Origin of the sequence: Kocuria sp. KD4 (genome assembly GCF_011769905.1) — a bacterium.
GTDB lineage: Bacteria > Actinomycetota > Actinomycetes > Actinomycetales > Micrococcaceae > Kocuria > Kocuria marina.
The window spans coordinates 2,280,045-2,304,467 of sequence record NZ_CP050449.1 but is presented as its reverse complement, the minus strand read 5'-3'; the positions used below and the strand labels follow the sequence as shown (position 1 = coordinate 2,304,467).

Below are 24,423 nucleotides of genomic sequence, written 5' to 3'. Positions count from 1 at the left end.
CCATGAACACACCCGCCCCTGACAAGAACCATCGCGATCGGATCACCCTCACCGGCCTGGGCGCGGTGGGCTACCACGGCGTGTTCGAGAAGGAACGCCGCAGCGGTCAGCCGTTCTTCGTGGACCTCGTGCTCTACATGGACCTGCGACCGGCCGGGACCAGCGACGACCTCACCCGCACCGTGCACTACGGGGAGGTCGCGGAAATGGTGCGGGAGATCATCATCGGGACCCGGTTCCAGTTGATCGAGGCACTCGCGGAGGAGATCGCGCGGGCGCTCGTGGAGAATTTCCCCGCGGTGGCCGAACTCGAGGTCACGGTCCACAAACCCAAGGCGCCGATCGACGTGACGTTCTCGGACGTGGCCGTGAGCATCCACCGCCGCCGAGGACACTACGAGGCGAGCGCGGCCGGATGACGGCCCGGTGTGTTGTGGCCCTGGGGGCGAACCTGGGGGAGCGGTTGACGGTGCTGCGGCAGGCCGTGCGGACGCTGGACGCGACACCCGGGATCAGTGTCACGGCGAGCTCACCGGTCGTGGAGACCCGCGCGGTGGGTGGACCGCAGGACTCCCCGGACTACCTCAACGCGGTCGTGGAACTGCGTACCCGGCTCACGCCGTTCGAGGTGCTCGCGGTGTGCCAGAGCATCGAGGCCGAGCACGGTCGCACGCGTGACGTGCGCTGGGGGCCGCGCACCCTGGACCTGGACGTCGTGTGGTTCGAGGACGTCCACAGCGACGATCCGCGTTTGCAGTTGCCGCACCCGCGGGCCCACGAACGCGCGTTCGTGCTCGAACCGTGGGCCCTCATGGATCCGCGGGCCCACCTCGACGGCCGTCCCGTCCGTAAGCTGGCCCGTGAGGCCTCGGACTTCGCGGATCTGACCGTGACCGAGCACCGCGTGCGACCGGAGGTGGGGTCCCCGTGCGATACCTGAACGTGTTGTCCCTCGTGGCGGCCGCCGCGGTCGCGGCGGCCGTGGGGTGGAGCCTCAATCACGTGGTGAGCGGGCAACACCAGAGCCTGCTCATCCTGCCGTGGCTCAGTCTGCTCGCCGAACTCGCGGCCGCGCTCGTGGTGGGGTACCTGGGGCTGCGGTTGCGCGCCTACCGGGACCCCGAACGCGGTGCCGGGCGACGTCGCGACCCGGCTCGGCGCAAACCGTACGATCCCGTGTGGGCCGTGGGCACGGCAGCGGCGGCGCAGGCGATCGCGTACTACGGAGCGCTGACCGCCGGGTGGCACGCCGGGATCGGCGTGGACCAGCTCACCCTGCTCGGGGTGCGTTCCACGCAGGAACCGTTGTGGCTGTGCATTGCCCAAGGCGTGGCGGGGATCGTGCTGGCGGTCGTGGGCTGGATCGTGGAGAAATCGTGTCGGCTCCCACCCGATGACCCGGACGCGGAGGAGGAAACCCCCTACGGTGGACGGCGGGACCCGTACGCCCCAGGAGAGGGAGGATATGCCCGCCACCGATGAACTGTCACCTCCGGGACTGACCTGGCACCGGGTGGCGCCCCAGTACGTTTCCGTACGCCTGATCAGCTCCGCCATCTCCACCGTCGTGTGGACCGCGATCTTCTCGATCCCCCTGATCCTGGGTCTGCTCGGGACCTGGGGCGACCGCCCGCAGTGGTGGATGTGGGTGCTGTCCGGGATCGTGCTCGGGCTGGGTCTCGTGAACCTGTCCCTGATCCCGCGCCGGGTCCGGGCCATCGGCTACGCGGAGGCACCCACCGAACTGTGGCTGCGCAAGGGCCTGTTCTTCCGCAGCGTGACCGTGGTGCCGTACGGGCGGATGCAGTACGTGGACATCAAGACGGGGCCGGTGCTCAACGCGTTCGGGCTGGCCACGCTCACGCTCCACACCGCGTCCGCGGCCACGGACGCCGTGCTGCCCGGGTTACCCCGCGCGGAGGCAGGCCGGTTGCGCGAGCAGCTCACGGAGCGCGGGGAAGAGCACATGGTGGGGTTGTGATGAGCCCGGACCCATCCCACCGCTACGCGCAGCCGGGGTCGCCGGCAGACCCGGGCTCCGGTCCGCTCCCCGGGCCCGCCCAGCGCACTGGCACGGGTCCACGCCCCGGGGCGGACGCCGACGGCGCGTGGCACCGGGTGCACCCGCTCACGCCCTTCGTGCGCAGCTGGCTACTCGTGGTGGCCCTCGCGTGGGGCTTCGGCAACGTGTTCCTGGACGACCTCGTCACGGCGGTGCTCAACGGGGACCCCATCGAGATGGACGTGGGCGGGGCGGTGCAGCTCGCGGGCGCGGGCCTTGCGATCGCGATCCTGTGCGGTGTGCTCGGCCTGCTCATCGGTCTGGGTCTACTCTCGTGGTGGTTCATCCGCTACCAGATCACGGACGAACACGTGCGCCTGCGCACGGGGTGGCTGTTCCGCACGCACCGCCAGGCCCGCCTGGACCGGGTCCAGGGCATCGACATCGAGCGCAAGTTCGTCCCCCGGATCCTGGGTCTCGCGTCCTTGAAGTTCGACGTCGCAGACGGCGGGTCCAGCGTCCTCGAGCTGTCCTACCTTCGCCGCGACCACGCCCGCCAGCTGCGGCAACAACTGCTCGTGGCCGCGCACCACGCGTCGGACGCGCCGATCCCGCACACCGCCCCGGACGCCCACGAGGCGTCGGCCGCTCATGACGGCCAAGCAACGGGGGAGGCGGCTGCCGACCGGTACCGGGATCCGCAGGTCACCCGCCCCGGGCGCGTGGCGCCGTGGGACCGTTCGGCGGCGAGCGCCGTCGTCCCCGCCGTGGACTCCGGCGCGACCGACCGCTACCCCGCGTACCCGGGGAACCCCGCGGCCGGTACGGGCGAGCGCGGCCGGCGCGACACCGTGGACGTGCGGGCCGCCCGGAAGTACGGCCTGTTGGGCGAACAGGACGAGTTGCGGCGCGTGTTCACGGTGCCCACGAGCCGGGTGCTGCTGAGCCTCGTGTGTTCCCCGCCCGCCGTGATCCTGCTGCTCATGGCGGTGGCGGCGGTGATCGCCGCGTTCTGGAACGTCCAGGTGATGCGGGTCATGATCCCCAGTTTCGTCCCCCTGCTGCTCGGCGTGGTCTCCACGGTGTACTCGCGGCTCGAGAAGAGCTGGGGGTTCACGCTCAGCGTGGTCCCCTCCGGGGTGCGCACCCGATCCGGGTTGTTCAACGAGCGCTCCTCCACGATTCCCACGGGGAGGGTGCAGGCCTTGGAGGTCGGTAAACCCCTGATGTGGCGCGGTTTCGACGGCCACCACGTCCGGGTGATCACCGCGGGTAAAGGCGGCTCCGAGGGCACCGAGGGGCTCGGTTCCACGGTGTTGCCCGTGGGCACACTCGAGAACGTGCACGAGATCCTCGACCTCGTGCTGCCGCTCGAACACGCGCCCACCGAGCTCGTGGACCAGGGACTCACGGGGATCGGCGGCTCGGAGGACTTCACCACGAGCCCTCGGAGGGCTCGCTGGTTGGATCCGCTCACGTGGCGTCGCACGGGCTTCGCCTTGAACACGTCCGCGCTCGTGCTGCGGTGGGGCAGACTCGCACGGCACGCGAGCGTGATCCCGCACCACAAGACGCAGTCCGTGGCCGTGACCCAGGGTCCCGTGGACCGGCGGTTGCGGCTGAGTGGTTTCGCGGTGCACGTGACCCCCGGGTCGGTGACCACGTCCGTGCACCACCTGGACACTGCACAGGTCCGCGAGCTGCAGGCACGCCACACGGACCTTGCCCGCGCGGCGCGCGACCGCGTCAACGGTCGGGGCCGCGAACAGCACGCCACTGCGCTGGCCGGCCCGCCCGACCCGCGGGGGAGCTGACGCGCGTGCGCTACTCTGTGCGTGCCGTCGTCCCCGTCGAGGAGAATTTCCGTGAGACAACCCAGTGACCGCCCGGGCCGGTTGGGCGTGGGCGTGATCAGTGCCGGCAAGGTGGGCGCGGTGCTGGGCGCCGCGCTGCGGGCTGCGGGACACGCCGTCGTGGGTGTGCACGCGTCCTCCGAACAGAGCCGGGAGCGCGCGGGCGCCCTGTTGCCGGACGTGCCCGTGTTGGACGTCCCCACGATCGTGGAACGCAGTGAACTCGTACTGCTCGCGGTCCCGGACGACCAACTACCAGGTCTGGTGAGCGGGCTCGGTGCCACGGGCGCGTGGCAACCCGGTCAGCTCGTGGTGCACACCGCGGGGCGCTACGGCACGGATGTGCTCGAACCCGTGCGCCGCGCCGGGGGGATTGGCCTGGCCGTGCACCCCGCCATGACCTTCACGGGGCTCAGCCTGGACCTGCACCGGCTCGCGGACTGCAGCTTCGGCGTCACCGCCGCGGCACCCGTCCTGCCCATCGCGCAAGCTCTCGTGGTGGAGATGGGCGCCGAGCCCGTGGTGATCGCGGAAGCGGATCGCCCCCTGTACCACGCGGCGCTCGCCCACGGTTCCAACCACGTGATGACCCTGCTCGGGGAGTCCATGCAAGTGCTCGGGCAGATCGGGGTCACCCACCCGGAACGCGTCCTGGGCCCCCTCGCGCGCGCCACGGTGGACAACGCCCTGGCCTCCGGGGAGGACGCCCTGACCGGTCCCGTGGCCCGCGGGGACGTCGCCACGGTGGCCGCCCACGTCGCCGCCCTACGGGAGCTGTCCCAAGATGGGGTCTCCGCCGCCGACGCCGCCCGCTCGCCCGAGCGCGTCACGGCACCCGACGCCTCCGTGCGGGGAGCGCGCCAGACGGACGCCGGGGAGCAGTTGTTGGCGGGGTACCGCGCACTGGCGCGGCAGACCGCGGCCCGCGCGGCGTCGTCGGGCCGGATCGACGAGACGACCTATCGCGCGGTGCTTGCCGCGCTCGACGGAGAGGAACGCCCGTGACGGGACCCGTGGTGTGCACCACCGTGGCGCAGTTGCGCGAGGAGATCGGGGCGCGCGTGACCCGCGGCGCCCGCACCGTGGGGTTGTTCCCCACCATGGGTGCCCTGCACGACGGGCACGCGCGGATCGCGCAGCGCACGCGTGCGGAGAACGACCTCGCGGTGGTGTCCGTGTTCGTCAACCCACTGCAGTTCGGTCCCGGCGAGGACTTCGAGAGCTACCCGCGGGACCTGGACGGGGACGTTGCGCGGCTCGCCGAGGTGGGTGTGGACCTCGTCTTCGCGCCGTCGGTCGAGCAGATGTACCCGGACGGGACGCCCGTGGTGTCCGTGACGTCCGGGCGGGCAGGGTCGATCCTGGAGGGGGCCACGCGCCCCGGGCACTTCGACGGCGCCCTGACCGTGGTCAACAAGCTGTTCACGATCGCGGCACCGGGCCCCGCCGCCGAACTGCGGGCCTATTTCGGGGAGAAGGACGCGCAGCAACTGCTGCTCATGCAGCGGATGGTGCGTGATTTCGATTACCCGGTGGAGATCCGTGCGGTGCCCATCGTGCGCTCGGAGCAAGGGCTCGCCCTGTCCTCGCGCAACCAGTACCTCTCCGCCGAGCAGGCCGACCACGCGCTCGTGCTGCACCGGACTTTGCGCGCGCTCGCGGCAGGGGAGCTCACGCTCGAGCGGGCGCGCAGCGCCATCGACGCCGAGCCGGAGGTGCGCCTGGACTACTTCGTGACCGTGGACCCGGGAGATCTTTCCCTCGTGGAACCCGGCCCCGGGACCCTCGCGCTCGTGGCGGCGTGGGTGGGCCCCACCCGCCTGATCGACAACATGCGAATCTGAGCGCGGGCGGTATCCTGGTCCATTGTGACCGAGCAGCCCGAATCCACCGTTCCCGCAGACACCGCCAGCACCGATCCGGAGCTGAGCGCCCACGAGCTCAACGATCAGATGGCCGTGCGCGCCGCCAAGCGCCAGGCAGCGCAGGACGCCGGGATGGCGCCCTATCCCGTGGACGTGCACCGCACCACGACCCTTGCCGCGGTCCGTGAGCAGTTCGGTCAGCTCGAAGCCGGGGAGGAGACCGAGCACGTCGTGACCGTGGCCGGTCGTGTGGTCCACGTGCGCAACACCGGCAAGCTGTGCTTCGCGACCCTCCAGGAGGGGGACGGCACTCGGCTGCAGGCCATGCTCTCCAAGGTCAACGTGGGGGACGAACCCCTCGCGCAGTGGAAGGCCCTCGTGGACCTTGGCGACTTCGTGGCCATCACCGGTCGCGTGATCAGCTCGCGGCGCGGGGAGCTGTCCGTGATGGCGGACTCGTGGACCATGGCCTCCAAGGCCCTGCGCCCCCTGCCCACCATGCATAAGGAACTCAACGAGGAAACCCGGGTGCGCCAGCGCTACCTGGACCTGATCGTGCGCCAGGAGGCCCGCGACGTCGTCCTCACGCGCTCCACGATCACGCGCACCGTACGCCGTGTCATGGAGGAACAGGGGTACGTGGAGATCGAGACCCCCGTGCTCCAGCTCGTGCACGGCGGGGCCGCGGCGCGCCCATTCGGTACGCACCTCAACGCGTTCGACCAGGACATGACGCTGCGTATCGCCACCGAGCTGTATCTCAAGCGCGCGGTCGTGGGCGGTATCGACAGGGTTTTCGAGATCGGCCGGGTCTTCCGTAACGAGGGTGTGGATTCCTCCCACAGCCCGGAATTCACCACGCTCGAGGCGTATGAGGCCTATGCCGATCAATTCGTGATGGCGCAGCGGATCCAGGAGATCATCCAGGAATGTGCCCGCGCGCTCGGTGTGGACGGGGTGGACACCGAGGACGGCCGCATTGATTTGTTCGGGGAGTGGGCATGGGTTTCCGTGTATCCGGGACTGTCCGAGGCCGTGGGACGGGAGGTCACCCCGGACACGGATGTCACGGAACTGCGAAAGATCGCCGCTCAGCGCGATATTCAAGTGAATCCTGCATGGGACGCACAGAAACTCGTCATGGAACTCTTCGAGGAAATCGTGGAGCCCACCCTGATCCAACCCACGTTCGTGTACGACTACCCGCCGGCCGCACAACCGCTCGCCCGGCCCCACCGCGAGAAGCCGGGGTTGATCGAGGCGTGGGACCTGATCATCGGAGGGATGGAGCGTGGCACCGCGTTCTCCGAGCTCGTGGACCCGGTGGTGCAGCGCGACCGGCTCACGGAGCAGTCCCGGCTCGCCGCGGCGGGGGACGACGAGGCCATGCGGTTGGACGAGGACTTCCTGCGGGCCCTCGAATACGGCGCGCCGCCCATGGGCGGGCTCGGCCTGGGGCTGGACCGGCTCATCATGCTGTTCACCAACCTGGGCATCCGGGACACCATCCTCTTCCCACTCATGAAGCCCGAGTGAACCGGCCCGGCGCAGTACCGCGTCCAGCCGCCGTCCAGTCCTGGAGAGGATGATCACCGTCATGGATTACCTGGCCGTCTTCGTACCCTCACTCGGTGTGGGTGTGGTCTTCTACCTCGTGATGCGCTGGTTGCTGCGCGGGGACAGGACCGAGCGCAGTGCGCAGGCACAGGCCCGCGACGACGCCGAGCAGTGGTACCGCTCGGTACGCGAACGCGAGGGGGACAAAGTCCCGTTCGGATATCAGGAGGATAAGCCCCGGCAACAACGGGGTCTGGGCTTACGCAACAGCATTCCTATTCGTGAATCCCCGGAAGATCCCAATAGACCGTGATGACAATTATTCGAATATCTGCCATGATAGGACCGTGAATCCGCGGTCCCTGCATTTCATTCCGGGGACGTTCCCATGGGTGAATCCGAACAGTTTCCATGAGGAATGGAGATCGGAATCACACGGGGGACAAATTCCTGTGTTTCACCCCACAGCATGAATTTGCTAGCGCGAATAATTGATCGACGAGCCCGTAGGGCGTTTGGAGGAGCTGGAGCATGGCTCAGACCGTGAAAATCATTCTTGAAGACGATATCGACGGCGGCGAGGCCAATGAGACCGTGCGTTTCGGTCTGGACGGCGGCCAGTACGAGATCGACCTGAGCTCGGCCAACGCCACCAAGCTGCGCGACGCCCTGCGTCCCTACGTCGCGGCCGGTCGCCGCGCGTCCGCCAAGAGCGGGCGCAGCCAGAACACCACCACACGCCCGAACCGCTCGGGCAACCCCGAGACCCCCAAGATCCGCGCGTGGGCCAAAAAGCAGGGCCTGCAGGTCTCGGACCGCGGCCGCATCCACCAGGACATCCAGGACAAGTACTACGCCGCTCACAACGACTGAGTTCGTAGCACACCCCGGCATCACGGCCGGAACACGCCGCAACAGGCGTGTTCCGGCCGTTGTCGTCGTTACCGGGGAGCACGGGACGGGGGAGTTGCGAAAGGCCCCCCGGGGGGAATTTTGCTGAGGGCTGGATACCGTGCGCCAGTGGCGAACAGTGCCGGAAACGCCGCGCGGGATGCCTAGCATCGTTGACAGAGATCAATGAAGGAGTATCCATGTTCGAACGCTTCACCGACCGCGCCCGCAGGGTCGTCGTGCTGGCCCAGGAAGAGGCCAGGATGCTCAACCACAACTACATCGGGACCGAGCACCTGCTGCTCGGCCTGATCCACGAGGGTGAGGGCGTCGCCGCCAAGGCCCTCGAGTCCATGGGCATCACCCTGAGCGCCGCCCGCGAGCAGGTCCAGGACATCATCGGCCCGGGCCAGCAAGCGCCCTCGGGTCACATCCCGTTCACGCCCCGCGCCAAGAAGGTGCTCGAGCACTCGCTGCGCGAGGCCCTGCAGTTGGGGCACAACTACATCGGGACCGAGCACATCCTGCTCGGGATCATCCGCGCTGGCGAGGGCGTGGCCTCCCAGGTGCTCGTCAAGCTCGGCGCCGATCCCGGCAAGGTCCGCGCCACGGTGCTGGAACTGATCTCCGGTTACCAGTCCGGCAACGCCGGCGGGGAGAAGGAAGCCGCCGGTGTCGGCACCGGTGGCCGCGCCGAGGGCGCTCCCGCGGGTTCGGCCGTGCTGGACCAGTTCGGTCGCAACCTCACCGCCGCCGCGCGCGAGTCCACGCTGGACCCCGTGATCGGGCGCTACCGCGAGATGGAGCGCGTGATGCAGGTGCTCTCCCGGCGCACCAAGAACAACCCGGTGCTGATCGGTGAACCCGGTGTCGGTAAGACCGCAGTCGTGGAGGGCCTGGCCCAGGCGATCGTGCGCGGGGACGTCCCCGAGACGCTTAAGGACAAGCAGCTCTACACGCTGGACCTGGGATCGCTCGTGGCCGGTTCCCGCTACCGCGGTGACTTCGAGGAACGCCTCAAGAAGGTGCTCAAGGAGATCCGTACGCGCGGGGACATCATCCTGTTCATCGACGAGATCCACACGCTCGTGGGTGCGGGTGCCGCGGAAGGCGCGATCGACGCCGCGTCGATCCTCAAGCCCATGCTGGCGCGCGGCGAGCTGCAGACCATCGGTGCCACCACGCTGGACGAGTACCGCAAGCACATCGAGAAGGACGCCGCCCTCGAACGGCGCTTCCAGCCCATCCAGGTGGACGAGCCCTCCGAGGCCCACGCCGTGGAGATCCTCAAGGGCCTGCGCGACAAGTACGAGGCGCACCACCGCGTGTCCATCTCGGACGACGCGCTGGAGGCCGCGGTGCACATGTCCGCGCGCTACGTCTCGGACCGGTTCCTGCCCGACAAGGCCATCGACCTGATCGACGAGGCCGGTGCACGTCTGCGCATCAAGCGCATGACCGCGCCGCCGGAGATCAAGGCCCTGGACCAGAAGATCGCGGACACCAAGCGTGCCAAGGAAGCCGCGATCGAGGGCCAGGACTACGAGAAGGCCGCGTCCCTGCGCGACACCGAGCAGAAGCTCATCGCCGAGCGTGACGAGAAGGACACCGCGTGGCGCGAGGGCGACGACCAGATCTCGGAGGTGACCCCGGAGGTCATCTCGGACGTCCTGTCCGCCTCCACGGGTGTGCCCGTGTACAAGCTCTCCGAGGAGGAGTCCGGGCGGCTGCTGCACATGGAGGACGAGTTGCACAAGCGCGTCATCGGGCAGAACGAGGCCATCAAGGCCCTGTCCCGCTCCATCCGCCGTACCCGAGCTGGTCTGAAGGACCCGCGCCGCCCGGGTGGCTCGTTCATCTTCGCCGGGCCCACTGGTGTGGGTAAGACCGAGCTGGCCAAGGCGCTCGCGGAGTTCCTGTTCGGTGACGAGGACGCCCTGATCACGCTGGACATGTCCGAGTATCAGGAGAAGCACACCGTCTCCCGGCTCTTCGGTGCCCCTCCGGGCTACGTGGGGTACGAGGAGGGCGGTCAGTTGACCGAGAAGGTCCGCCGCAAGCCGTTCTCCGTGGTGCTGTTCGACGAGGTCGAGAAGGCCCACCAGGACCTCTTCAACTCGCTGCTGCAGATCCTCGAGGACGGTCGCCTGACCGACTCGCAGGGCCGTGTGGTGGACTTCAAGAACACCGTGATCATCATGACCACGAACCTCGGTACCCGGGACATCTCCCGCACGGTTCCCGTGGGCTTCCAGGCCAGCGGGGACGCGGCCACGTCCTACGACCGAATGCAGGCCAAGGTGCAGGAGGAGCTCAAGGAGCACTTCCGTCCCGAGTTCCTCAATCGCGTGGACGAGATCATCGTGTTCCCGCAGCTGAGCGAGAGTGAGATCGTGCAGATCGTGGACCTGTTCGTCGCGCGCCTGCAGCGGCGGTTGCGTGAGCAGGACATGTCCATCTCGCTGTCCGACGCCGCCAAGCAGTTGCTCGCCAAGAAGGGCTACGACCCCGCGATGGGTGCCCGGCCGCTGCGCCGGACCATGCAGCGCGAGATCGAGGATCAGCTCTCCGAGCGGATCCTGTTCGGCGAGATCGCCTCGGGCGAGAAGATCTCGGTGGACGTCGAGGGTGAGGGCGACGACGCCACCTTCACCTTCTCCTCCACGCCCATGTCCGAGCTCTCCGACGACGAGATCCGGGAGATCGAGAACACCCCGGCGTTCTCGGACGACGCCGACAGCCAGTCCGGCAAAGACGTGCCGCGCTCGCCCCACTCGGGGCCCGACAGCGGCGGGGGAGCGGCCCAGGCGCAGGCCTGAGCCACCCCGCGCGGTGCCCGGCACCGCGGCGCCTCCGCGAGCGGGCGGCGTCGTCGACCACAACGGTCGGCGACGCCGCCCGCTCGCGTTCGAACGGACGCGTACAGTCGTGGGCATGGTAGAGATCCGCATCCGCCCCGCCCGGACCTCGGACGTCCATGGCATCAAGGAGCTCGTGGCGCCCATGGCGGCCGAGCGCATCCTGATCACCAAGGACACGGTGACGTACTTCGAGAGTATCCAGGAGTTCGTGGTTGCGGAGGACGACGCCGGGAACCTCGTGGGCTGCGGGGCCTTGCACGTGATGTGGGAGGACCTCGCGGAGGTGCGCACCCTGGCCACGTCCCCCGCGGCGCGCGGTCATGGCGTGGGCGGGCGGATGATCGAGGAACTGCTGGCCCGTGCGGCTCGGCTCGGGGTCGGCCGGGTTTTCTGCCTGACCTTCGAGGTGGCGTTCTTCGCGCGGCACGGATTCGCCGTGATGGAGAACCAGGAGACCATCGAGCCCGAGGTCTTCGCAGAGCTGTTGCGTTCCCACGACGAGGGCGTCGCGGAGTTCCTGGACCTGGCCCGGGTCAAACCCAACACGCTGGGCAACACGCGGATGATCCGCGCGATCACCCCGGAAGGCTGACCGCGCCGTCGTCCGAGGTGGCCAGACCGTCCGCGAGCAGTCCGTTCAACGCACGCTCCCGTTGTTCGGCGGGCGCGGGCAGCCGCCACAGGGCCCCGAGCCGTTCGATCACCACGGCGGGCGGGGCCGCGTGCTCCCCGGCGATCTGTTCCGAGCCCGCGAGGTCCGTGAGCAGCAACTGCGCGGGCACGGGCTCGTCTGCGGCGCGCAGCACCGCCATCATGGCCCCCCGGACCTGGCGGTCCGTGCCGTGCCACAACTGGCCCCTGGGCGTCTCCTGCGCGGGAGGGCTGCCAGCCGCGACCCACGCGCAGTCCCGCCGCACGGGGCACTCGTCGCAGCGCGGGGAACGCGCGGTGCAGATCAGTGCGCCCAGTTCCATCACGGCCTGGTTCCACGCGACCGATTCCGCGACGTCCTGCGGCAGGACGTCCTGCGCCAACCGGGTCTCCGCCGCGGTGAGGGAACGGGACGGCAGGGCCCGCCCGGAGAACACCCGGGCCTCGACCCGGCGGATGTTCGTGTCCACGACCGTGTGGCGCTGACCGAACGCGAACACGGCCACTGCCGCCGCGGTGTACGCGCCGATCCCGGGCAACGCCAACAGCTGTGCGTGGTCCTCGGGCACCCGCCCGTCGTGCTCCGCGGCGATGTTCTGGGCAGCCGCGTGCAGCCGCAGCGCGCGGCGCGGGTAGCCGAGCCTGTCCCACGCGCGCAGGACCTCCGCCGGCGACGCCGCCGCGAGATCGCCCGGTTCCGGCCACTGTTCGAGCCACCGGCGCCACACTGGCAGGACGCGCCCCACCGGGGTCTGCTGCAGCATGATCTCGCTCACGAGCACCTGCCACGGTGTGCGTTCGGGCGCGCGCCACGGCAGGTCGCGGGACGCCCGCCGGTACCACTCGATCACGGCTGCGTGAGTGCCGTGAAGTCGCTCGTCGCGGGCTGGTGTGCGGCTCGAGTTCATAACTGTCCACGGTAGCCTGGAGACCATGGCTTCCGGTTCCGAACAGCACGATCCCCCCACGTCCCCCACGGAATCCGCGGACACCGGGGGCAGGCTCCCGGAGCACGTCTATCGGCGACGCCGCATGGTCGCGCTCGCCGTGATCGTCGCCCTGGTCCTGGCCCTGCTGTGGGCAGTGGTCTCGGGCGTGCGCGCACTCACGGCACCGGACGCCGACGACACGAATGCCACGCAGCAGCCCGACGCCGCGGCGCAGCCGAGCACGGATCCCCAGAACAAGTTCGCGGACTTCACTGCCCGGCCCACACCGTCCGGGTCTGGTGCACCCGGCGCGTCCGGCAGCCCGAGTGCGAGCAGTACGGCGGCGCCGGAATGCGGCGCGGATCTGGCGGTGAGTGCCGCGACCGACGAACAGAGCTACGCGGCGGGCCAGAACCCGGTGCTCGAACTGACCCTCGAGAACAAGGGCCAGCACCCGTGCCGCGTGGACGCCGGTAGCAATCACATGGCCTTCGTGGTGACCTCCGGTGCGGACACCGTCTTTGATTCACGGCACTGCGCGGCAGCCGGTGAGGACCGTCAGATCACCCTGGACACGGGGCAGAAGGAGACCGCACGGCTCACGTGGAACCGGGTGCGCACCGCGGAGGGCTGCCCGGCCGGCCAGTCCGAGGCGCTCGCCGGGTACTACAACCTCACGACGTCACTCGGGGACGTCGCGAGCCAGCAGGCCGTTTTTAGTCTGCAGTGAGTGGGCGGCTCGCGGCTTGCGCAGATCCACCGGCGACGGCGGTCCCGGGGTTCGCGCGGCCGGCTGGCGGCCCTCGAGGTGACCATCGGTGGGCGATGCCCGGGCGGTGCACGGGCCGCGTCCGCGACCGGGCCACCCGGACTGCTACATGAACCGTTCCAGCAGGCTCGTCTCGGCCATACGGGACAAGGACTCGCGTACGGTGCGGGCACGCTGCTCGCCGATGCCCTCCACGGACATCAGGTCCTCGAGGTTCGCGGCCATGAGCGACTGCAGGCCGTCGAACTGGGCCACGAGCCGTTTCGCCACCGCACGCGGCATGGACTTGATGCCCTCGAGCAGCCGGTAACCGTGGGGGTGCAGGTCCACCTCCAAGTTGCCCTGCGGCCCGGTGAGACCCGCGGCCACTGCGACCCGCTGCAGATCGATCAGTTCGGTGGACGACAACCGGGCGAGTCGGTCCAGGGACTCCGCGATCACCTCGGGCGTCGTGGCCTCGGGCAGGTAGTCCCGCAGGACTACGCCGGGCCCCGGTCCCGTCCCGGCCGTGAGCTCCTCGAGCTGCAGGGAGATCAGACGTCCGTCCGAGCCGAGTTCCAGGACGTACCACCCGATCTCGTCCGAGATCCTGCGCACCATCTCCATCCGCTGCAGCGTCAGGGCCACGTCGCGGGCGGTCACGGCGGCTTCGATCTCGAGCGCCGAGAGGCTGCCCAGGACCTGCGCGAGGCGGTTGCTGTAGTGCTCCAGGGTCTGCAGGGCCTGGTTCGCGCGAGCCATGATGGCCTGGGAACCGTCGATCGCGTAGCGGTAATCGGCCACGTAGATCGTGATGACGCTCATGGACTGGCTGACCGAGATCACGGGAACACCGGTCTGCTTGGCGGTGCGCTCGGCGGAGCGGTGACGCGTGCCGGACTCCTGGGTGCGGATGGACGCGTCCGGCATGAGCTGGACCCCGGCCTTGAGGATGCGGGTGGCTTCCTTGTCGCACACGATCGCCCCGTCCATCTTGGCGAGTTCGCGCAACTTGGTGGGGGTGAATTCGGTGTCGATGTCGAACCCGCCCGAACACAGCGACTCCACGGAGCGGTCGAATCCGAGCACGATGAGCGCGCCTGTGCGGCCCCGGAGGATGCGCTCCAGCCCCGTCCTCAGTTCGGTACCGGGGGAGACCCTGGCCAGGGTCCGTCTCAGGGCAGTCTCGTGCGATTTCACCACGGCCTCATTCTATGTGCGCTCGCCCCGCCCGAAGGCCAACATGCCCCGCGTGGCATGTGTGTTCGGACTCGGCCCTGCCCCGGCGAACTCGGCCGTACGGCGTCGGATTCAGCCCTGCCGCGGCGGGAAGAGCAGCTCCATGGCCTGTGAGACGGTGGTGACCTCACGCACGGAGAAGCCCGGAGGGATCTTGCCGGGTCCGTTGGGGGATGCCGGGACCACGGCGTGGGTGAAGCCCAGCCGGGCGACCTCCTGGATCCTGCGGTTGATCTCGGGTACGGGGCGGACCTCACCGGCCAGTCCGATCTCCCCGAAGCACACGAGCCGCTGGGGCAGCGGTCGATCCTGGGCGGCGGACGCGAGCGCCATGCACACCGCGAGGTCCGTGGCGGGTTCGGTGAGCCGCACACCGCCCACGGTGGACACGTAGCAGTCCATGGTCGCGAGGGCCACGCCCGCCCGGCGCTGCAACACCGCGAGCAGCATGGCCACCCGGGAACCGTCCAGGCCGGAGGTGGCCCGTCGGGGTTGCGCGGTGCTGGACTTGTCCAGCAGGGCCTGGACCTCCGCGAGCAGCGGCCTGCGCCCCTCCACGGTGACGCTCAGACATGTTCCCGCGACCGGGACGGGGGTGCGGGAGACGAACAGGCCGGACGGGTCCGAGACCGAGCGGATACCGTTCTCCTCGAGATCGAAGCACCCGACCTCGTCCGTGGGGCCGAACCGGTTCTTCACGGCCCGCAGTAGGCGGATGCGCGAGTGTTTGTCCCCCTCGAACTGACACACGACGTCCACGAGGTGTTCGAGCAACCGGGGACCGGCGATCGAACCCTCCTTGGTCACGTGGCCCACGAGCAGGGTGGTCATGTTCCGGGTCTTGGCGGCGTGGATGAGGCTCGCCGCGACCTCCCGCACCTGGCTCACCCCGCCCGCCGAACCCTCGATCTCCGGGCTCGCGAGGGTCTGCACCGAGTCCACGATCAACAGTTCCGGTTTTAAGTCCTTGACCTGCGCGAGCGCCGCGGAGAGGTCGGTCTCCGCGGTGAGGTACAGCTTTTCCGAGAGGGCATCGATGCGCTCGGCCCGCAGTTTGACCTGCGCCGCGGACTCCTCCCCGGTCACGTACAACACGGTGCGGGGATCGGGCCCGCCCGCCACCTTGGCGGCTGCGTCCAGGAGCAGCGTGGACTTACCCACGCCGGGTTCCCCCGCGATCAGGATGACCGCACCGGGCACGAGTCCGCCGCCCAGGACGCGGTCGAACTCGGTGACGCGCGTGGGGGTGAAGCGGGCCACCGAGGAATCCACCTGGCCGATGGGTTGAGCGGGCACCGCCACGCTGGCCGCGGCCCGGGTGCGCCCGTGTTCCAGGTTCGTGGAGATCTCCTGCACGGTGCCCCAGGACTGGCACTCACCGCACCGGCCCACCCATTTGGCCGTGGTCCAGCCGCATTCCGTGCACCGGTAGGAGACGGACGGCTTCCTGGTCTTCGCGCTCATGCTGTCACCGTAGGGGGCGGATCTGACGCGCATAAGCGGCACGGATCCGTGGCTCGGTCACCGACCGCCCAGCGTGGGCAGGTGCCGGATCGCCTCCTCGTGGGTGAGACCGGTGGACTCCAACAGGTCCACGACCAACGGACGGATCAGCAGCACGAGTGCCTCGCCCTCCATGGTCCGCACCCCCATGAGCCCGGGTTCCAGGCGACCGGCCACCGAGATCAGTTCATTGCGCGTCTGGCGCAGGTAGCTTTCACGGGTCTGGGGATGACTCGCGGAGAACGTGTGATCCAGGCTCAGGATGGCGTCGGAGAGATCGGCGAGGGTCTCGGAGAGGGAGGCCACGGCGTCGTCGGACAGGGAGACGCGGTTGAGGACGGACGCGAGGCGGCGTGCGAACACGCGCGAGTTGCGCACGGCGAGGTCCACGTACCGGATGCTCTCGCTCAGGTCGTCGATCTCGCGGCGGTGCCGGCGGTGCAGAGGGGATGCGTGGGCGATCTCCCGGGAGGCCGTGAGCCCCGAGCGTACCGAGTCCACGAGCGGCTGCGTCTGACGAGCCCGCACGAGGGCGTGCCACGCGAGGCGCGAATCGGTGTCCGAGACCGCACGGGAGCAGTCCGTGAGCACCTGGGTGAACTCCACGATGAGCTTGCTGAGGTCCTGGCGCGGTTCGCGGCGCGGGTCTTGGGGAATCACGTACGCGAGGAGCAGCGCGCAGAGGCACCCCACCACGGCGTCGAAGGACCGCGCGAACACGCCGTCCTGCGACGGCGGGAGGAGCACCACCAGCACGGACTGCAGCCCCATCTGCGTGGTGAAGATCGCGCCGTTGTCAAGGAACCGGGCGAGCAAGAGGGACAGGAGCAACACGAGGGCCGCTTGCCACTCACCATGGCCCAGGACCTGGATGAGCAGATCGCCCATCACGATCCCCAGGGTGCACCCGATCGAGACCTCCAGCACCCGGCGGTAGCGTAGCCCGCCCTTGGCGTACCCCAGGGACACGAGCGCGGCGGTCGCGGCGAAGATGGGGCCTTGATGGCCCAGCAGCCGTTCCGCGATCACGTACGCGCCAACGGCCGCCACGGTCATCTGCACGGCCTGGAAGAAACCGGACGTCATGCGTGCCCAGCCGGAGCGCCCGCGCTTGCCCACGACCTCGGGAACACGACGGAATCGGGAGCGGTACTGAGCTGCTTCCGAGGACGTCATGGCTCCCATCCTAGGCGGGCGCCTCGGACGGACGCGTACCGCGCGGGACGCGTGACCGGGCGGCGCCGTGGCCAGGGGTGGCGCCGGTCACAGGGGTTGTTAACCGCCAGTTCACCTTCCCGGCCGCATCTGTCAATATCGCCTGCCTACGGTAATTCCCGGGCGCGCTGCGGACGCAGCGGCGTTGGACTCCAAGATCCGGTTGTCCGCACCCACCGGGCTCTCCGGTTCACGCTTTCGAAGGGAAATACAGTGAAGGTTTCGCATGTCGGCCGTTCGGCCGCAGTCCTGGCCATTGGTGCCCTCGCTCTGACCGCTTGCGGTTCCGACAACGCCACCGGCAACACCAACAGCGGCGGGGGCTCGGGCGAGAGCAGCGGCGTGTCCGGAACGCTGACCGGCATCGGGGCGTCCTCCCAGCAGGCCGCCATGACCGCGTGGCAGAACGGCTTCCAGTCCGCTAACAGCGGCTCCACCGTGCAGTACTCCCCGGACGGCTCCGGCGCCGGGCGCAAGGCCTTCCTGGCGGGCGGCGCGAACTTCGCCGGCTCGGACGCCTACCTCTCCGACGACGAGGTCGAGCAGGCCAAGCAGCAGTGCGGCCCCGACGGCGCCATGGACCTCCCGGTCTACATCTCCCCGATCTCCGTGGCGTTCAACCTGCCCGGTATCGAGTCCCTGAACCTGGACGCCCCCACCATCGCCAAGATCTTCAAGGGTGAGATCAAGCGCTGGAACGCGGAGCAGATCAAGCAGCAGAACCCGGACGCCGATCTCCCGGACACCCCGATCACGGTGGTGCACCGCAGCGATGACTCCGGGACCACCGAGAACTTCACCGACTACCTGCACAAGGCCGCTCCGCAGGAGTGGACCAAGGACCCGGCACAGGCCTGGCCCTCCGAGTACGCGGCGGAGAACAACAAGGGCACCTCCGGCGTGGTCTCCACGACCTCCGGCACCGAGGGCGCCGTGACCTACGCGGACTCCTCCGCCGTGGGCGATCTCGGCACCGCCGCGATCAAGGTGGGCGACCAGTACGTGACCCACTCGCCCGAGGCCGCCGCCAAGGCCGTCGAGGTCTCCGCCCAGGCCGAGGGCCGCGGCGAGCACGACCTCGCGATCAACATCGGGCGCGACACCAAAGAATCCGGTGCGTACCCGCTCGTGCTGATCTCCTACCACATCGTGTGCTCCCAGTACGACTCCCAGGAGACCGCGGACCTGGTCAAGGCCTTCGAGAACTACGTGATCTCCGAGGACGGGCAGAAGGCCGCTGCGGACTCCGCCGGTTCCGCCCCGCTGAGCCAGACCCTGCGCGACCAGGCCAAGGCGGCCGTGGACTCCATCACCGCGAAGGGCTGATCCGCCCCGACGACGTGTGAGTGCGGCGCCGGCGTGTCATCGCGCGTCGGCGCCGCAGCCACGCACGCGGTCATCTCGGACCGCCACGTCCTACGCTGGCCGAATTCACCGCTCAGCTCGTTCCACACCTTGATCGAAGGGACTGGTTCATGTCCACCACCATCAGCGCCCAGAAACCGGGGACCCGCCAGTCCTCGGCCGGACGTGCCGGTGACTCCGTCTTCTCCGGACTCAGCCTGGCCGCCGGCATCCTGATCTTCGCGGTGCTCGCGGCCGTCGCGCTATTCCTGTTGCTGCAGGCGCTGCCCACGTTCGCCGCCCCCGCCGAGGAGATCACCGGTGGGCAGGGCTTCTTCCACTACATTTGGCCGCTCATCGTGGGCACGCTCATCGCCGCGGTGATCGCCCTGCTGATCGCCACACCCGTGGGCATCCTGGTGGCGCTCTACATCTCCCACTACGCACCGGCCAAGATCTCCAAGCCGGTGGGCTACGTGATCGACCTGCTCGCGGCCATTCCCTCCGTGATCTACGGCGCGTGGGGTGCCACGGTGCTCGCGCCGGCGCTCGTACCGCTGTACAACTGGCTCACCGAGCACCTGGGCTTCATCCCCATCTTCGACGGGCCCGCGTCCCAGACGGGTAAGACCATGCTCACCGCAGGCATCGTGCTGGCCATCATGATCCTGCCGATCATCACGTCCATGTCCCGCGAGATCTTCACGCAGACGCCCAAGCTCCACGAGGAGGCCGCACTGGCACTGGGGGCCACGCGGTGGGAGATGATCCGGATGGCCGTGCTGCCGTTCGCGCGCCCCGGGATCATCTCCTCGATCATGCTGGCCCTGGGCCGCGCGCTCGGCGAGACCATGGCGGTGGCCCTGGTGCTGTCCTCCGGGCCCATGATCGCGTCCCTGATCAAGTCCGGTAACCAGACGATCGCCGCGGAGATCGCGCTGAACTTCCCCGAGGCCTACGGCCTGCGGTTGTCCGAACTGATCGCGGCCGGTCTCGTGCTGTTCCTGATCACCCTCGTGGTCAACATGATCGCCCGCGCCATCATCGCTCGCTACAAGGAATTCTCGGGGGCCAACTGATGACCACGTCCACCCAACCCGGAACCTCACCCGTCCGCCAGTCAAGGCTCACCCGCGGTCAGCGCCCCAAGTGGCTCGTCCCCGTCATCGGCGTGGCCGCGATCGTGGCGGGGGCCGCGCTTGCCGCTCTGGTGGGGTTCAGCATCGCGCTGTGGGCCCTGTTCGCCACCGTGATCTTCCTGGTGGTCGGCCCGCTGGCCGTGGGCATGATCGAGGGTTCCCGCGCCGGGGCCGATTCGTTCATGACCTTCCTGGTCTATGCCGCCTTCATCCTCGCGGTGATCCCGCTGATCTCCGTGATCTGGACGGTGCTCGCCAACGGCATCCCCGGTCTGACCTCCAACATGTTGTTTACCTCCATGAACGGGGTCACGGGCTTCCACGACAACCAGGCCGATGCGCCCAGTCAGGTGATGGGCGGCGCCTACCACGCGATCATCGGTACGGTGTCCATCACGTTCTGGGCCACGCTCATGTCGGTGCCCGTGGGGTTGCTCACCGCGATCTACCTCGTGGAGTACTCCCGGGGCGGCTGGCTCGGCAAGGCCATCACGTTCTTCGTGGACGTCATGACCGGTATCCCGTCCATCGTGGCTGGTCTGTTCGCGGCCGCTCTGTTCGGCATGATCTTCGGCCCCTCGACCCGTACCGGGTTCGTGGCGGCGGTCGCGCTGACCGTGCTGATGATCCCCACGGTGGTCAAGAACACCGAGGAGATGCTGCGGATCGTGCCCAACGAACTGCGCGAGGCGTCCTACGCGCTGGGTGTGCGCAAGTGGCGGACCATCCTCAAGGTGGTCATCCCCACGGCCATCTCGGGTATCGCCTCGGGTGTGACCCTCGCGATCGCCCGTGTGATCGGTGAGACGGCGCCGCTGCTCGTGACCGCGGGCTTCGCCACGGCCATCAACTGGAACTCGTTCTCCGGCTGGATGACCACGCTGCCCACGTTCATCTACTACCAGATCATGACGCCCACCTCGCCCACGAACCCCGATCCGTCCCTGCAGCGGGCCTGGGCCGCGGCGCTGATCCTGATCGTGATCGTGATGCTGCTCAACCTCGTGGCACGCTTGATCGCCAGGGCCTTCGCTCCCAAGACCGCCGGCCGCTGAGTGCTGGCCGACCATTCGATCTAAGGAAACACACCCATGTCGAAACGAATCGACGTCGAAAACCTCAACGTCTACTACGGCGATTTCCTGGCGGTCCAGGACGTCAGCATGAACATCGAACCGCGCTCGGTCACCGCGTTCATCGGTCCCTCCGGTTGCGGCAAGTCCACGTTCCTGCGCACCCTCAACCGCATGCACGAGGTGATCCCGGGTGCTTACGCCCAGGGCAAGGTGCTGCTGGACGGGGACGATCTCTACGGCAAGGGCGTGGACCCCGTGACCGTGCGCTCCATGGTGGGCATGGTGTTCCAGCGCCCCAACCCGTTCCCCACGATGTCCATCCGCGACAACGTGCTCGCGGGCGTGAAGCTCAACAACAAGCGCATCTCGAGCAAGGACGCGGACGAGCTCGTGGAGAGCTCGCTGCGCGGCGCGAACCTCTGGAACGAGGTCAAGGACCGTTTGGACAAGCCCGGTTCCGGTCTCTCCGGTGGTCAGCAGCAGCGGCTGTGCATCGCCCGCGCAATCGCGGTCAAGCCGGACGTGATCCTCATGGACGAGCCGTGCTCCGCGCTGGACCCCATCTCCACGCTCGCGATCGAGGACCTGATCAACGAGATCAAGACCGATTACACCGTGGTGATCGTGACCCACAACATGCAGCAGGCGTCCCGTGTGTCGGACAAGACCGCGTTCTTCAACATCGAGGGCACGGGCAAGCCCGGCCGTCTGATCGAGTACGCGCCCACCACGGACATCTTCAACAACCCGCAGAAGAAGGACACCGAGGACTACGTGTCCGGCCGCTTCGGCTGATCCGCGTCATCGCGCACGCGAACGGTGCCCTCCGTCTCGGAGGGCACCGTTCGCGTGCACGCCCGGGGGTACGACGGCGCTCCGGCCGGACCCGGGGGTACGACGACGCACGCACCGGGAGCGCGTAGCGATCCGCACCGTGCGACGTCGTCAGCCTCCGTGTGCCCCGATCGTGACGCGTGCCCCGAGCGAACCGCGGGTACGGATCAGACCGCGGGGACCTGAATCAGCGGGGAGGCCGCCAGGAACAGGATGGCGGAGACCAGGCCGCACACGGGGACCGTGGCGACCCACGAGGCGATGACCCGCAGCACGGTGGCGTGATACACGGTGCGGAACTTCTGGGCGGAACCCGCGCCCAGGATCGCCGCGGTGGTGGTCTGGGACGTAGAGAGCGGAATGGGGGAGAGGAACCCCCCCACGAACAGCAGGGCGCCGGACACCGTTTGCGCCGCCGCTCCGCGCAGGGGATCCAGCGTCACGATGCGTGCGGAGAGGGTGTAGGAGATCCGCCAGCCGCCCAGCAGGGTACCGAACGCGAGACACACCCCCACGAGCACCGTGAGCCACACGGGGATGCTGTCCCGGGAGAGGTTGGGGGTCACGATCAGCAGGAGGACCAACAGGATCCACAGCGTGCGCCGGGCGTGCTGGATCCCGTGTCCGAAGTGGATGGCCGCGGCACCCGTGGCCTGCACGACCCCGGCGCGGAAGTTCACGCGTCCCGGGGTCTCGTGGCGTACCAGGTACACGATGGGCACGACCAGCAGGAACGCGAGCCCGAACGCGATCACGGGGGAGATCAGCAGGGGCAGCAGCACGTTCCAGGAGAAGTAGGAGCCCATGGCCAGGTGCTCGTCGTAGAGCCCCGCGGCGCGTGCTCCGAGCAGAGCACCCACCACGGCGCCGCCGATCGCGGCGGTGGAGGACGTGGGCATGCGCCACCACCACGTGAGGAGGTCCCACCCGATGGCCGTGAACAGGGCGCACAACAGGGCCACCACGCCCGCGTCGTTGAGGGGGATGGGGATCTCGAACGAGATCAGCCGGTCCAGGACCAGCCCCACCAGGAGGGCGCCCATGAGGTTGAACACCGCTCCGGTCCACAGGGCCACACGGGGTGTCAGGGCGTTGAACCGTACGGGCAGGGCCACGGCGTTGGAGGCGTCGTGGAAACCGTTGACGACCGTTAAGACCAGGGTCAGGAGGATGCCTACGACGGCCAGTAACTCTGTCACGGCGCGTCAGGACTCTGCCACGAGGATCCGGCCCACCTCTGCGGAGACCTGGCCCAGGGCGCGTGCGGCATCAAAGAGCTGGCGGGCGGCGTCCATGCGGCGGATGGCCTGGGCCGTCTTGAACTGATCCAGCAAGCTCGCGCGGTACACCCGGTGGGTCCGTTCGGCCTGGCGCGTGAGACGGATCATCTCGAACCAGTAGTCGTCCAGCTCGTTCAAGCTGGTCAGCCGGCCCATGGCCTTGGTGGTCATGAGCGACATGTGCTGGATCACCGCGAGCTGCTCGGTCGCGTGCGAGGTGGGCCGCTCCAGCTTGTACAGCTGGTGGGTCTCGGCACTCGCCACGAGGCACTGGACGGCTCGCAACAGCCACTGCCCCAAGATGTAGACGTCCTGACGCGGGATGGGCACCACGTACGAGGAGCGCGTGGTGGTCATCAGGGAGAAGTAAAGGTTGGTGCAGCGGTCCTCGGTGTCCAGGAGGTCCGTGATGGGGCGCTGCCAGGTCTTGTCGATCTGCCCGATGTGTTCGGCGAGCTGATCCACCGCGGTGCCCACGCACTGGGACATCTGGACCAGGAGCTCGGTCACCCGCTCGTCCTCCGGGAAGATCCGAAAGGCCATCCGTTCGTCCTCCCGTTGAACCGTTCACTTTTCGGCCGTCACTGTACCGAACGAAAGTTAACCGGGGAGACATGTGGATCTTGTTGAGGGGGGCGGTGCCGGGCCGGGAGCGCCTCTCGGCGGAAGGCCGCTCGTAGCGGCTAAATGATGGAGCCCGGGGCTGCCACGGCCCGACACCTGCTTCCATCATAATCCCCGACCCCGGGGGTGCCGCAAAGCGGTCCGTCCGGACGAGGACGCCCCGCGGAGGGCAGACCCTTACTCGAGCGCACCCCTGCGCCACGCGGCGGCCGCGGACTCGAGTTCCTCCGCGGTGCGGATCAGGCGGGGGATGCGGCGCCACGGATCGCGCACGCCGAGGCTTGAGATGTCCAGTGTGCGTTCCTGGCCCGTGGCGATCACGCGGCAGAACGCGGCGGAGCGTTCGAGAGCGACGTCGAACTCGCCGTCGAACGCGCCGGAGAGGATGGCGTCCGCGACCTCGCAGATCTCCTCCGCGCCGGGCGGGTCCGCGACGCCCGCGACCACGTTGGACACCTGCGCGGTCTGCTTGCCCGCGGCGAACCAGCGGCCCATGCGGTAGGGGTCCTTGCGGGCGGCGGCGCGCAGCGCGTAGAGCCGCCACAGCGCACCCGGCAGGGACACCGCGGGGGCCTGCGCCCACATCTCCGCGATCCCCTCGAGACCCTGCTCGTCCGTGAGCCGAACGAGGCGATCGTGGACCACCGGATCCGCGGATTCCCGGCCCCGCGACACGAGCGCCTGCGCGGCCAGGTGGGCCGCCTCCGACACTCGGGCGGGGTCCGTGCCGCCCTCGTGGGCGTCGAACTTCTCGGGGGAGAACTTCACGGGCGAATGATGCGTGCGGCGTTCGGACATGCGCCCGAGTGTAC

General features: G+C 68.8%; 24 protein-coding genes. 17 read left to right on the top strand and 7 right to left on the bottom strand.

Annotated elements, in window-relative coordinates:
- The first annotated feature begins 2 nt into the window (after nt 1-2).
- The 12 genes from folB to HBK84_RS10240 all read left to right on the top strand — a co-directional run bounded on the left by folB (nt 3) and on the right by HBK84_RS10240 (nt 11,621).
- Nucleotides 3-419 carry a dihydroneopterin aldolase gene (folB, locus tag HBK84_RS10295; RefSeq protein WP_085108096.1) on the top strand — a complete coding sequence of 139 codons (417 nt, stop codon included), beginning with the start codon at nt 3-5 and terminating at the stop codon, nt 417-419.
- Entirely contained in the window at nt 416-940 is a 525-nt protein-coding gene (gene folK / locus HBK84_RS10290; protein WP_085108098.1) for a 2-amino-4-hydroxy-6-hydroxymethyldihydropteridine diphosphokinase, read from the top strand. Before folB ends, folK begins: the two co-directional genes overlap by 4 nt.
- Nucleotides 928-1,482 carry a DUF3180 domain-containing protein gene (locus HBK84_RS10285; RefSeq protein ID WP_131333415.1) on the top strand — a complete coding sequence of 185 codons (555 nt, stop codon included), beginning with the start codon at nt 928-930 and terminating at the stop codon, nt 1,480-1,482. Before folK ends, HBK84_RS10285 begins: the two co-directional genes overlap by 13 nt.
- Nucleotides 1,466-1,981: a PH domain-containing protein gene (locus HBK84_RS10280; protein ID WP_167318825.1), complete on the top strand. Its 516-nt coding sequence runs from the start codon at nt 1,466-1,468 to the stop codon at nt 1,979-1,981. Before HBK84_RS10285 ends, HBK84_RS10280 begins: the two co-directional genes overlap by 17 nt.
- Complete coding sequence (locus HBK84_RS10275; protein WP_167318824.1) at nt 1,981-3,816, top strand: PH domain-containing protein; 1,836 nt, start codon at nt 1,981-1,983, stop codon at nt 3,814-3,816. The genes HBK84_RS10280 and HBK84_RS10275 overlap by 1 nt, the downstream gene beginning before the upstream one ends.
- Nucleotides 3,817-3,867: 51 nt before the next feature.
- Complete coding sequence (locus HBK84_RS10270; RefSeq protein WP_064846316.1) at nt 3,868-4,860, top strand: Rossmann-like and DUF2520 domain-containing protein; 993 nt, start codon at nt 3,868-3,870, stop codon at nt 4,858-4,860.
- The gene (gene panC, locus HBK84_RS10265) at nt 4,857-5,699 is read left to right on the top strand and encodes a pantoate--beta-alanine ligase (protein WP_085108112.1); all 843 of its coding nucleotides are present in this window, start codon (nt 4,857-4,859) and stop codon (nt 5,697-5,699) included. Before HBK84_RS10270 ends, panC begins: the two co-directional genes overlap by 4 nt.
- A gap of 108 nt (nt 5,700-5,807) precedes the next feature.
- Nucleotides 5,808-7,256: a lysine--tRNA ligase gene (lysS, locus tag HBK84_RS10260; RefSeq protein ID WP_370520639.1), complete on the top strand. Its 1,449-nt coding sequence runs from the start codon at nt 5,808-5,810 to the stop codon at nt 7,254-7,256.
- Between the two features lie 61 nt (nt 7,257-7,317).
- The gene (locus HBK84_RS10255; RefSeq protein WP_240918959.1) at nt 7,318-7,590 is read left to right on the top strand and encodes a hypothetical protein; all 273 of its coding nucleotides are present in this window, start codon (nt 7,318-7,320) and stop codon (nt 7,588-7,590) included.
- 218 nt (nt 7,591-7,808) lie between these two features.
- Nucleotides 7,809-8,150, top strand: a complete 342-nt coding sequence (locus HBK84_RS10250; RefSeq protein ID WP_035959173.1) for an Lsr2 family protein — start codon at nt 7,809-7,811, stop codon at nt 8,148-8,150.
- Nucleotides 8,151-8,368: 218 nt separating this feature from the next.
- Entirely contained in the window at nt 8,369-10,987 is a 2,619-nt protein-coding gene (locus HBK84_RS10245) for an ATP-dependent Clp protease ATP-binding subunit (RefSeq protein WP_131333407.1), read from the top strand.
- 115 nt (nt 10,988-11,102) lie between these two features.
- Nucleotides 11,103-11,621 carry an amino-acid N-acetyltransferase gene (locus tag HBK84_RS10240; protein ID WP_179861259.1) on the top strand — a complete coding sequence of 173 codons (519 nt, stop codon included), beginning with the start codon at nt 11,103-11,105 and terminating at the stop codon, nt 11,619-11,621.
- Here HBK84_RS10240 and HBK84_RS10235 read toward each other — a convergent pair.
- Entirely contained in the window at nt 11,605-12,615 is a 1,011-nt protein-coding gene (locus tag HBK84_RS10235; RefSeq protein ID WP_167318821.1) for an A/G-specific adenine glycosylase, read from the bottom strand. The two genes, HBK84_RS10240 and HBK84_RS10235, sit on opposite strands and share 17 nt — an antisense overlap.
- Here HBK84_RS10235 and HBK84_RS10230 point away from each other — a divergent pair.
- Nucleotides 12,614-13,339, top strand: coding sequence for a hypothetical protein (locus tag HBK84_RS10230; protein ID WP_167318820.1), 726 nt, complete (start codon nt 12,614-12,616; stop codon nt 13,337-13,339). The two genes, HBK84_RS10235 and HBK84_RS10230, sit on opposite strands and share 2 nt — an antisense overlap.
- A gap of 144 nt (nt 13,340-13,483) precedes the next feature.
- Here HBK84_RS10230 and disA read toward each other — a convergent pair whose 3' ends face one another.
- From disA to HBK84_RS10215, 3 genes are all read right to left on the bottom strand, one after another.
- Entirely contained in the window at nt 13,484-14,560 is a 1,077-nt protein-coding gene (gene disA / locus HBK84_RS10225; protein ID WP_167318819.1) for a DNA integrity scanning diadenylate cyclase DisA, read from the bottom strand.
- Between the two features lie 108 nt (nt 14,561-14,668).
- A complete protein-coding gene (gene radA, locus HBK84_RS10220; RefSeq protein WP_064846324.1) occupies nt 14,669-16,060 on the bottom strand; it encodes a DNA repair protein RadA in 1,392 nt (463 codons plus the stop codon).
- A gap of 57 nt (nt 16,061-16,117) precedes the next feature.
- Nucleotides 16,118-17,275 carry an aromatic acid exporter family protein gene (locus HBK84_RS10215; protein WP_167318818.1) on the bottom strand — a complete coding sequence of 386 codons (1,158 nt, stop codon included), beginning with the start codon at nt 17,273-17,275 and terminating at the stop codon, nt 16,118-16,120.
- Between the two features lie 252 nt (nt 17,276-17,527).
- On the opposite strand from HBK84_RS10215, the gene pstS reads away from it, so the two are divergent.
- From pstS to pstB, 4 genes are all read left to right on the top strand, one after another.
- Entirely contained in the window at nt 17,528-18,640 is a 1,113-nt protein-coding gene (gene pstS, locus HBK84_RS10210) for a phosphate ABC transporter substrate-binding protein PstS (RefSeq protein ID WP_064846308.1), read from the top strand.
- 149 nt (nt 18,641-18,789) lie between these two features.
- Nucleotides 18,790-19,737 carry a phosphate ABC transporter permease subunit PstC gene (gene pstC, locus HBK84_RS10205; protein WP_064846307.1) on the top strand — a complete coding sequence of 316 codons (948 nt, stop codon included), beginning with the start codon at nt 18,790-18,792 and terminating at the stop codon, nt 19,735-19,737.
- Nucleotides 19,737-20,852 (top strand): phosphate ABC transporter permease PstA, encoded by a 1,116-nt coding sequence (gene pstA / locus HBK84_RS10200; RefSeq protein ID WP_167318817.1) that lies wholly within the window; start codon nt 19,737-19,739, stop codon nt 20,850-20,852. The genes pstC and pstA overlap by 1 nt, the downstream gene beginning before the upstream one ends.
- Before the next feature lie 36 nt (nt 20,853-20,888).
- Nucleotides 20,889-21,668, top strand: coding sequence for a phosphate ABC transporter ATP-binding protein PstB (pstB, locus tag HBK84_RS10195; protein ID WP_064846305.1), 780 nt, complete (start codon nt 20,889-20,891; stop codon nt 21,666-21,668).
- 206 nt (nt 21,669-21,874) lie between these two features.
- Here the strand turns inward: pstB and HBK84_RS10190 are convergent, their stop codons facing one another.
- The 3 genes from HBK84_RS10190 to HBK84_RS10180 form a co-directional block, all read right to left on the bottom strand.
- On the bottom strand, nt 21,875-22,906 hold the full coding sequence (locus HBK84_RS10190) for an inorganic phosphate transporter (RefSeq protein ID WP_167318816.1): 1,032 nt from the start codon (nt 22,904-22,906) through the stop codon (nt 21,875-21,877).
- 6 nt (nt 22,907-22,912) lie between these two features.
- On the bottom strand, nt 22,913-23,530 hold the full coding sequence (locus HBK84_RS10185) for a hypothetical protein (protein ID WP_035959144.1): 618 nt from the start codon (nt 23,528-23,530) through the stop codon (nt 22,913-22,915).
- Nucleotides 23,531-23,788: 258 nt separating this feature from the next.
- A complete protein-coding gene (locus HBK84_RS10180; RefSeq protein WP_035959140.1) occupies nt 23,789-24,409 on the bottom strand; it encodes a hypothetical protein in 621 nt (206 codons plus the stop codon).
- Nucleotides 24,410-24,423: the final 14 nt, after the last annotated feature.

Coding starts and splice junctions, on each gene's coding strand:
- HBK84_RS10255 (WP_240918959.1), top strand. CDS start 7,318: ATGGATTACCTGGCCGTCTTCGTACCCTCACTCGGTGTGGGTGTGGTC.
- HBK84_RS10280 (WP_167318825.1), top strand. CDS start 1,466: ATGCCCGCCACCGATGAACTGTCACCTCCGGGACTGACCTGGCACCGG.
- HBK84_RS10245 (WP_131333407.1), top strand. CDS start 8,369: ATGTTCGAACGCTTCACCGACCGCGCCCGCAGGGTCGTCGTGCTGGCC.
- HBK84_RS10235 (WP_167318821.1), bottom strand. CDS start 12,615: ATGGTCTCCAGGCTACCGTGGACAGTTATGAACTCGAGCCGCACACCA.
- folK (WP_085108098.1), top strand. CDS start 416: ATGACGGCCCGGTGTGTTGTGGCCCTGGGGGCGAACCTGGGGGAGCGG.
- HBK84_RS10215 (WP_167318818.1), bottom strand. CDS start 17,275: ATGACGTCCTCGGAAGCAGCTCAGTACCGCTCCCGATTCCGTCGTGTT.
- pstA (WP_167318817.1), top strand. CDS start 19,737: ATGACCACGTCCACCCAACCCGGAACCTCACCCGTCCGCCAGTCAAGG.
- folB (WP_085108096.1), top strand. CDS start 3: ATGAACACACCCGCCCCTGACAAGAACCATCGCGATCGGATCACCCTC.
- HBK84_RS10275 (WP_167318824.1), top strand. CDS start 1,981: ATGAGCCCGGACCCATCCCACCGCTACGCGCAGCCGGGGTCGCCGGCA.
- pstB (WP_064846305.1), top strand. CDS start 20,889: ATGTCGAAACGAATCGACGTCGAAAACCTCAACGTCTACTACGGCGAT.
- HBK84_RS10230 (WP_167318820.1), top strand. CDS start 12,614: ATGGCTTCCGGTTCCGAACAGCACGATCCCCCCACGTCCCCCACGGAA.
- HBK84_RS10240 (WP_179861259.1), top strand. CDS start 11,103: ATGGTAGAGATCCGCATCCGCCCCGCCCGGACCTCGGACGTCCATGGC.
- radA (WP_064846324.1), bottom strand. CDS start 16,060: ATGAGCGCGAAGACCAGGAAGCCGTCCGTCTCCTACCGGTGCACGGAA.
- HBK84_RS10250 (WP_035959173.1), top strand. CDS start 7,809: ATGGCTCAGACCGTGAAAATCATTCTTGAAGACGATATCGACGGCGGC.
- HBK84_RS10180 (WP_035959140.1), bottom strand. CDS start 24,409: ATGTCCGAACGCCGCACGCATCATTCGCCCGTGAAGTTCTCCCCCGAG.
- pstC (WP_064846307.1), top strand. CDS start 18,790: ATGTCCACCACCATCAGCGCCCAGAAACCGGGGACCCGCCAGTCCTCG.
- HBK84_RS10185 (WP_035959144.1), bottom strand. CDS start 23,530: ATGGCCTTTCGGATCTTCCCGGAGGACGAGCGGGTGACCGAGCTCCTG.
- lysS (WP_370520639.1), top strand. CDS start 5,808: ATGGCCGTGCGCGCCGCCAAGCGCCAGGCAGCGCAGGACGCCGGGATG.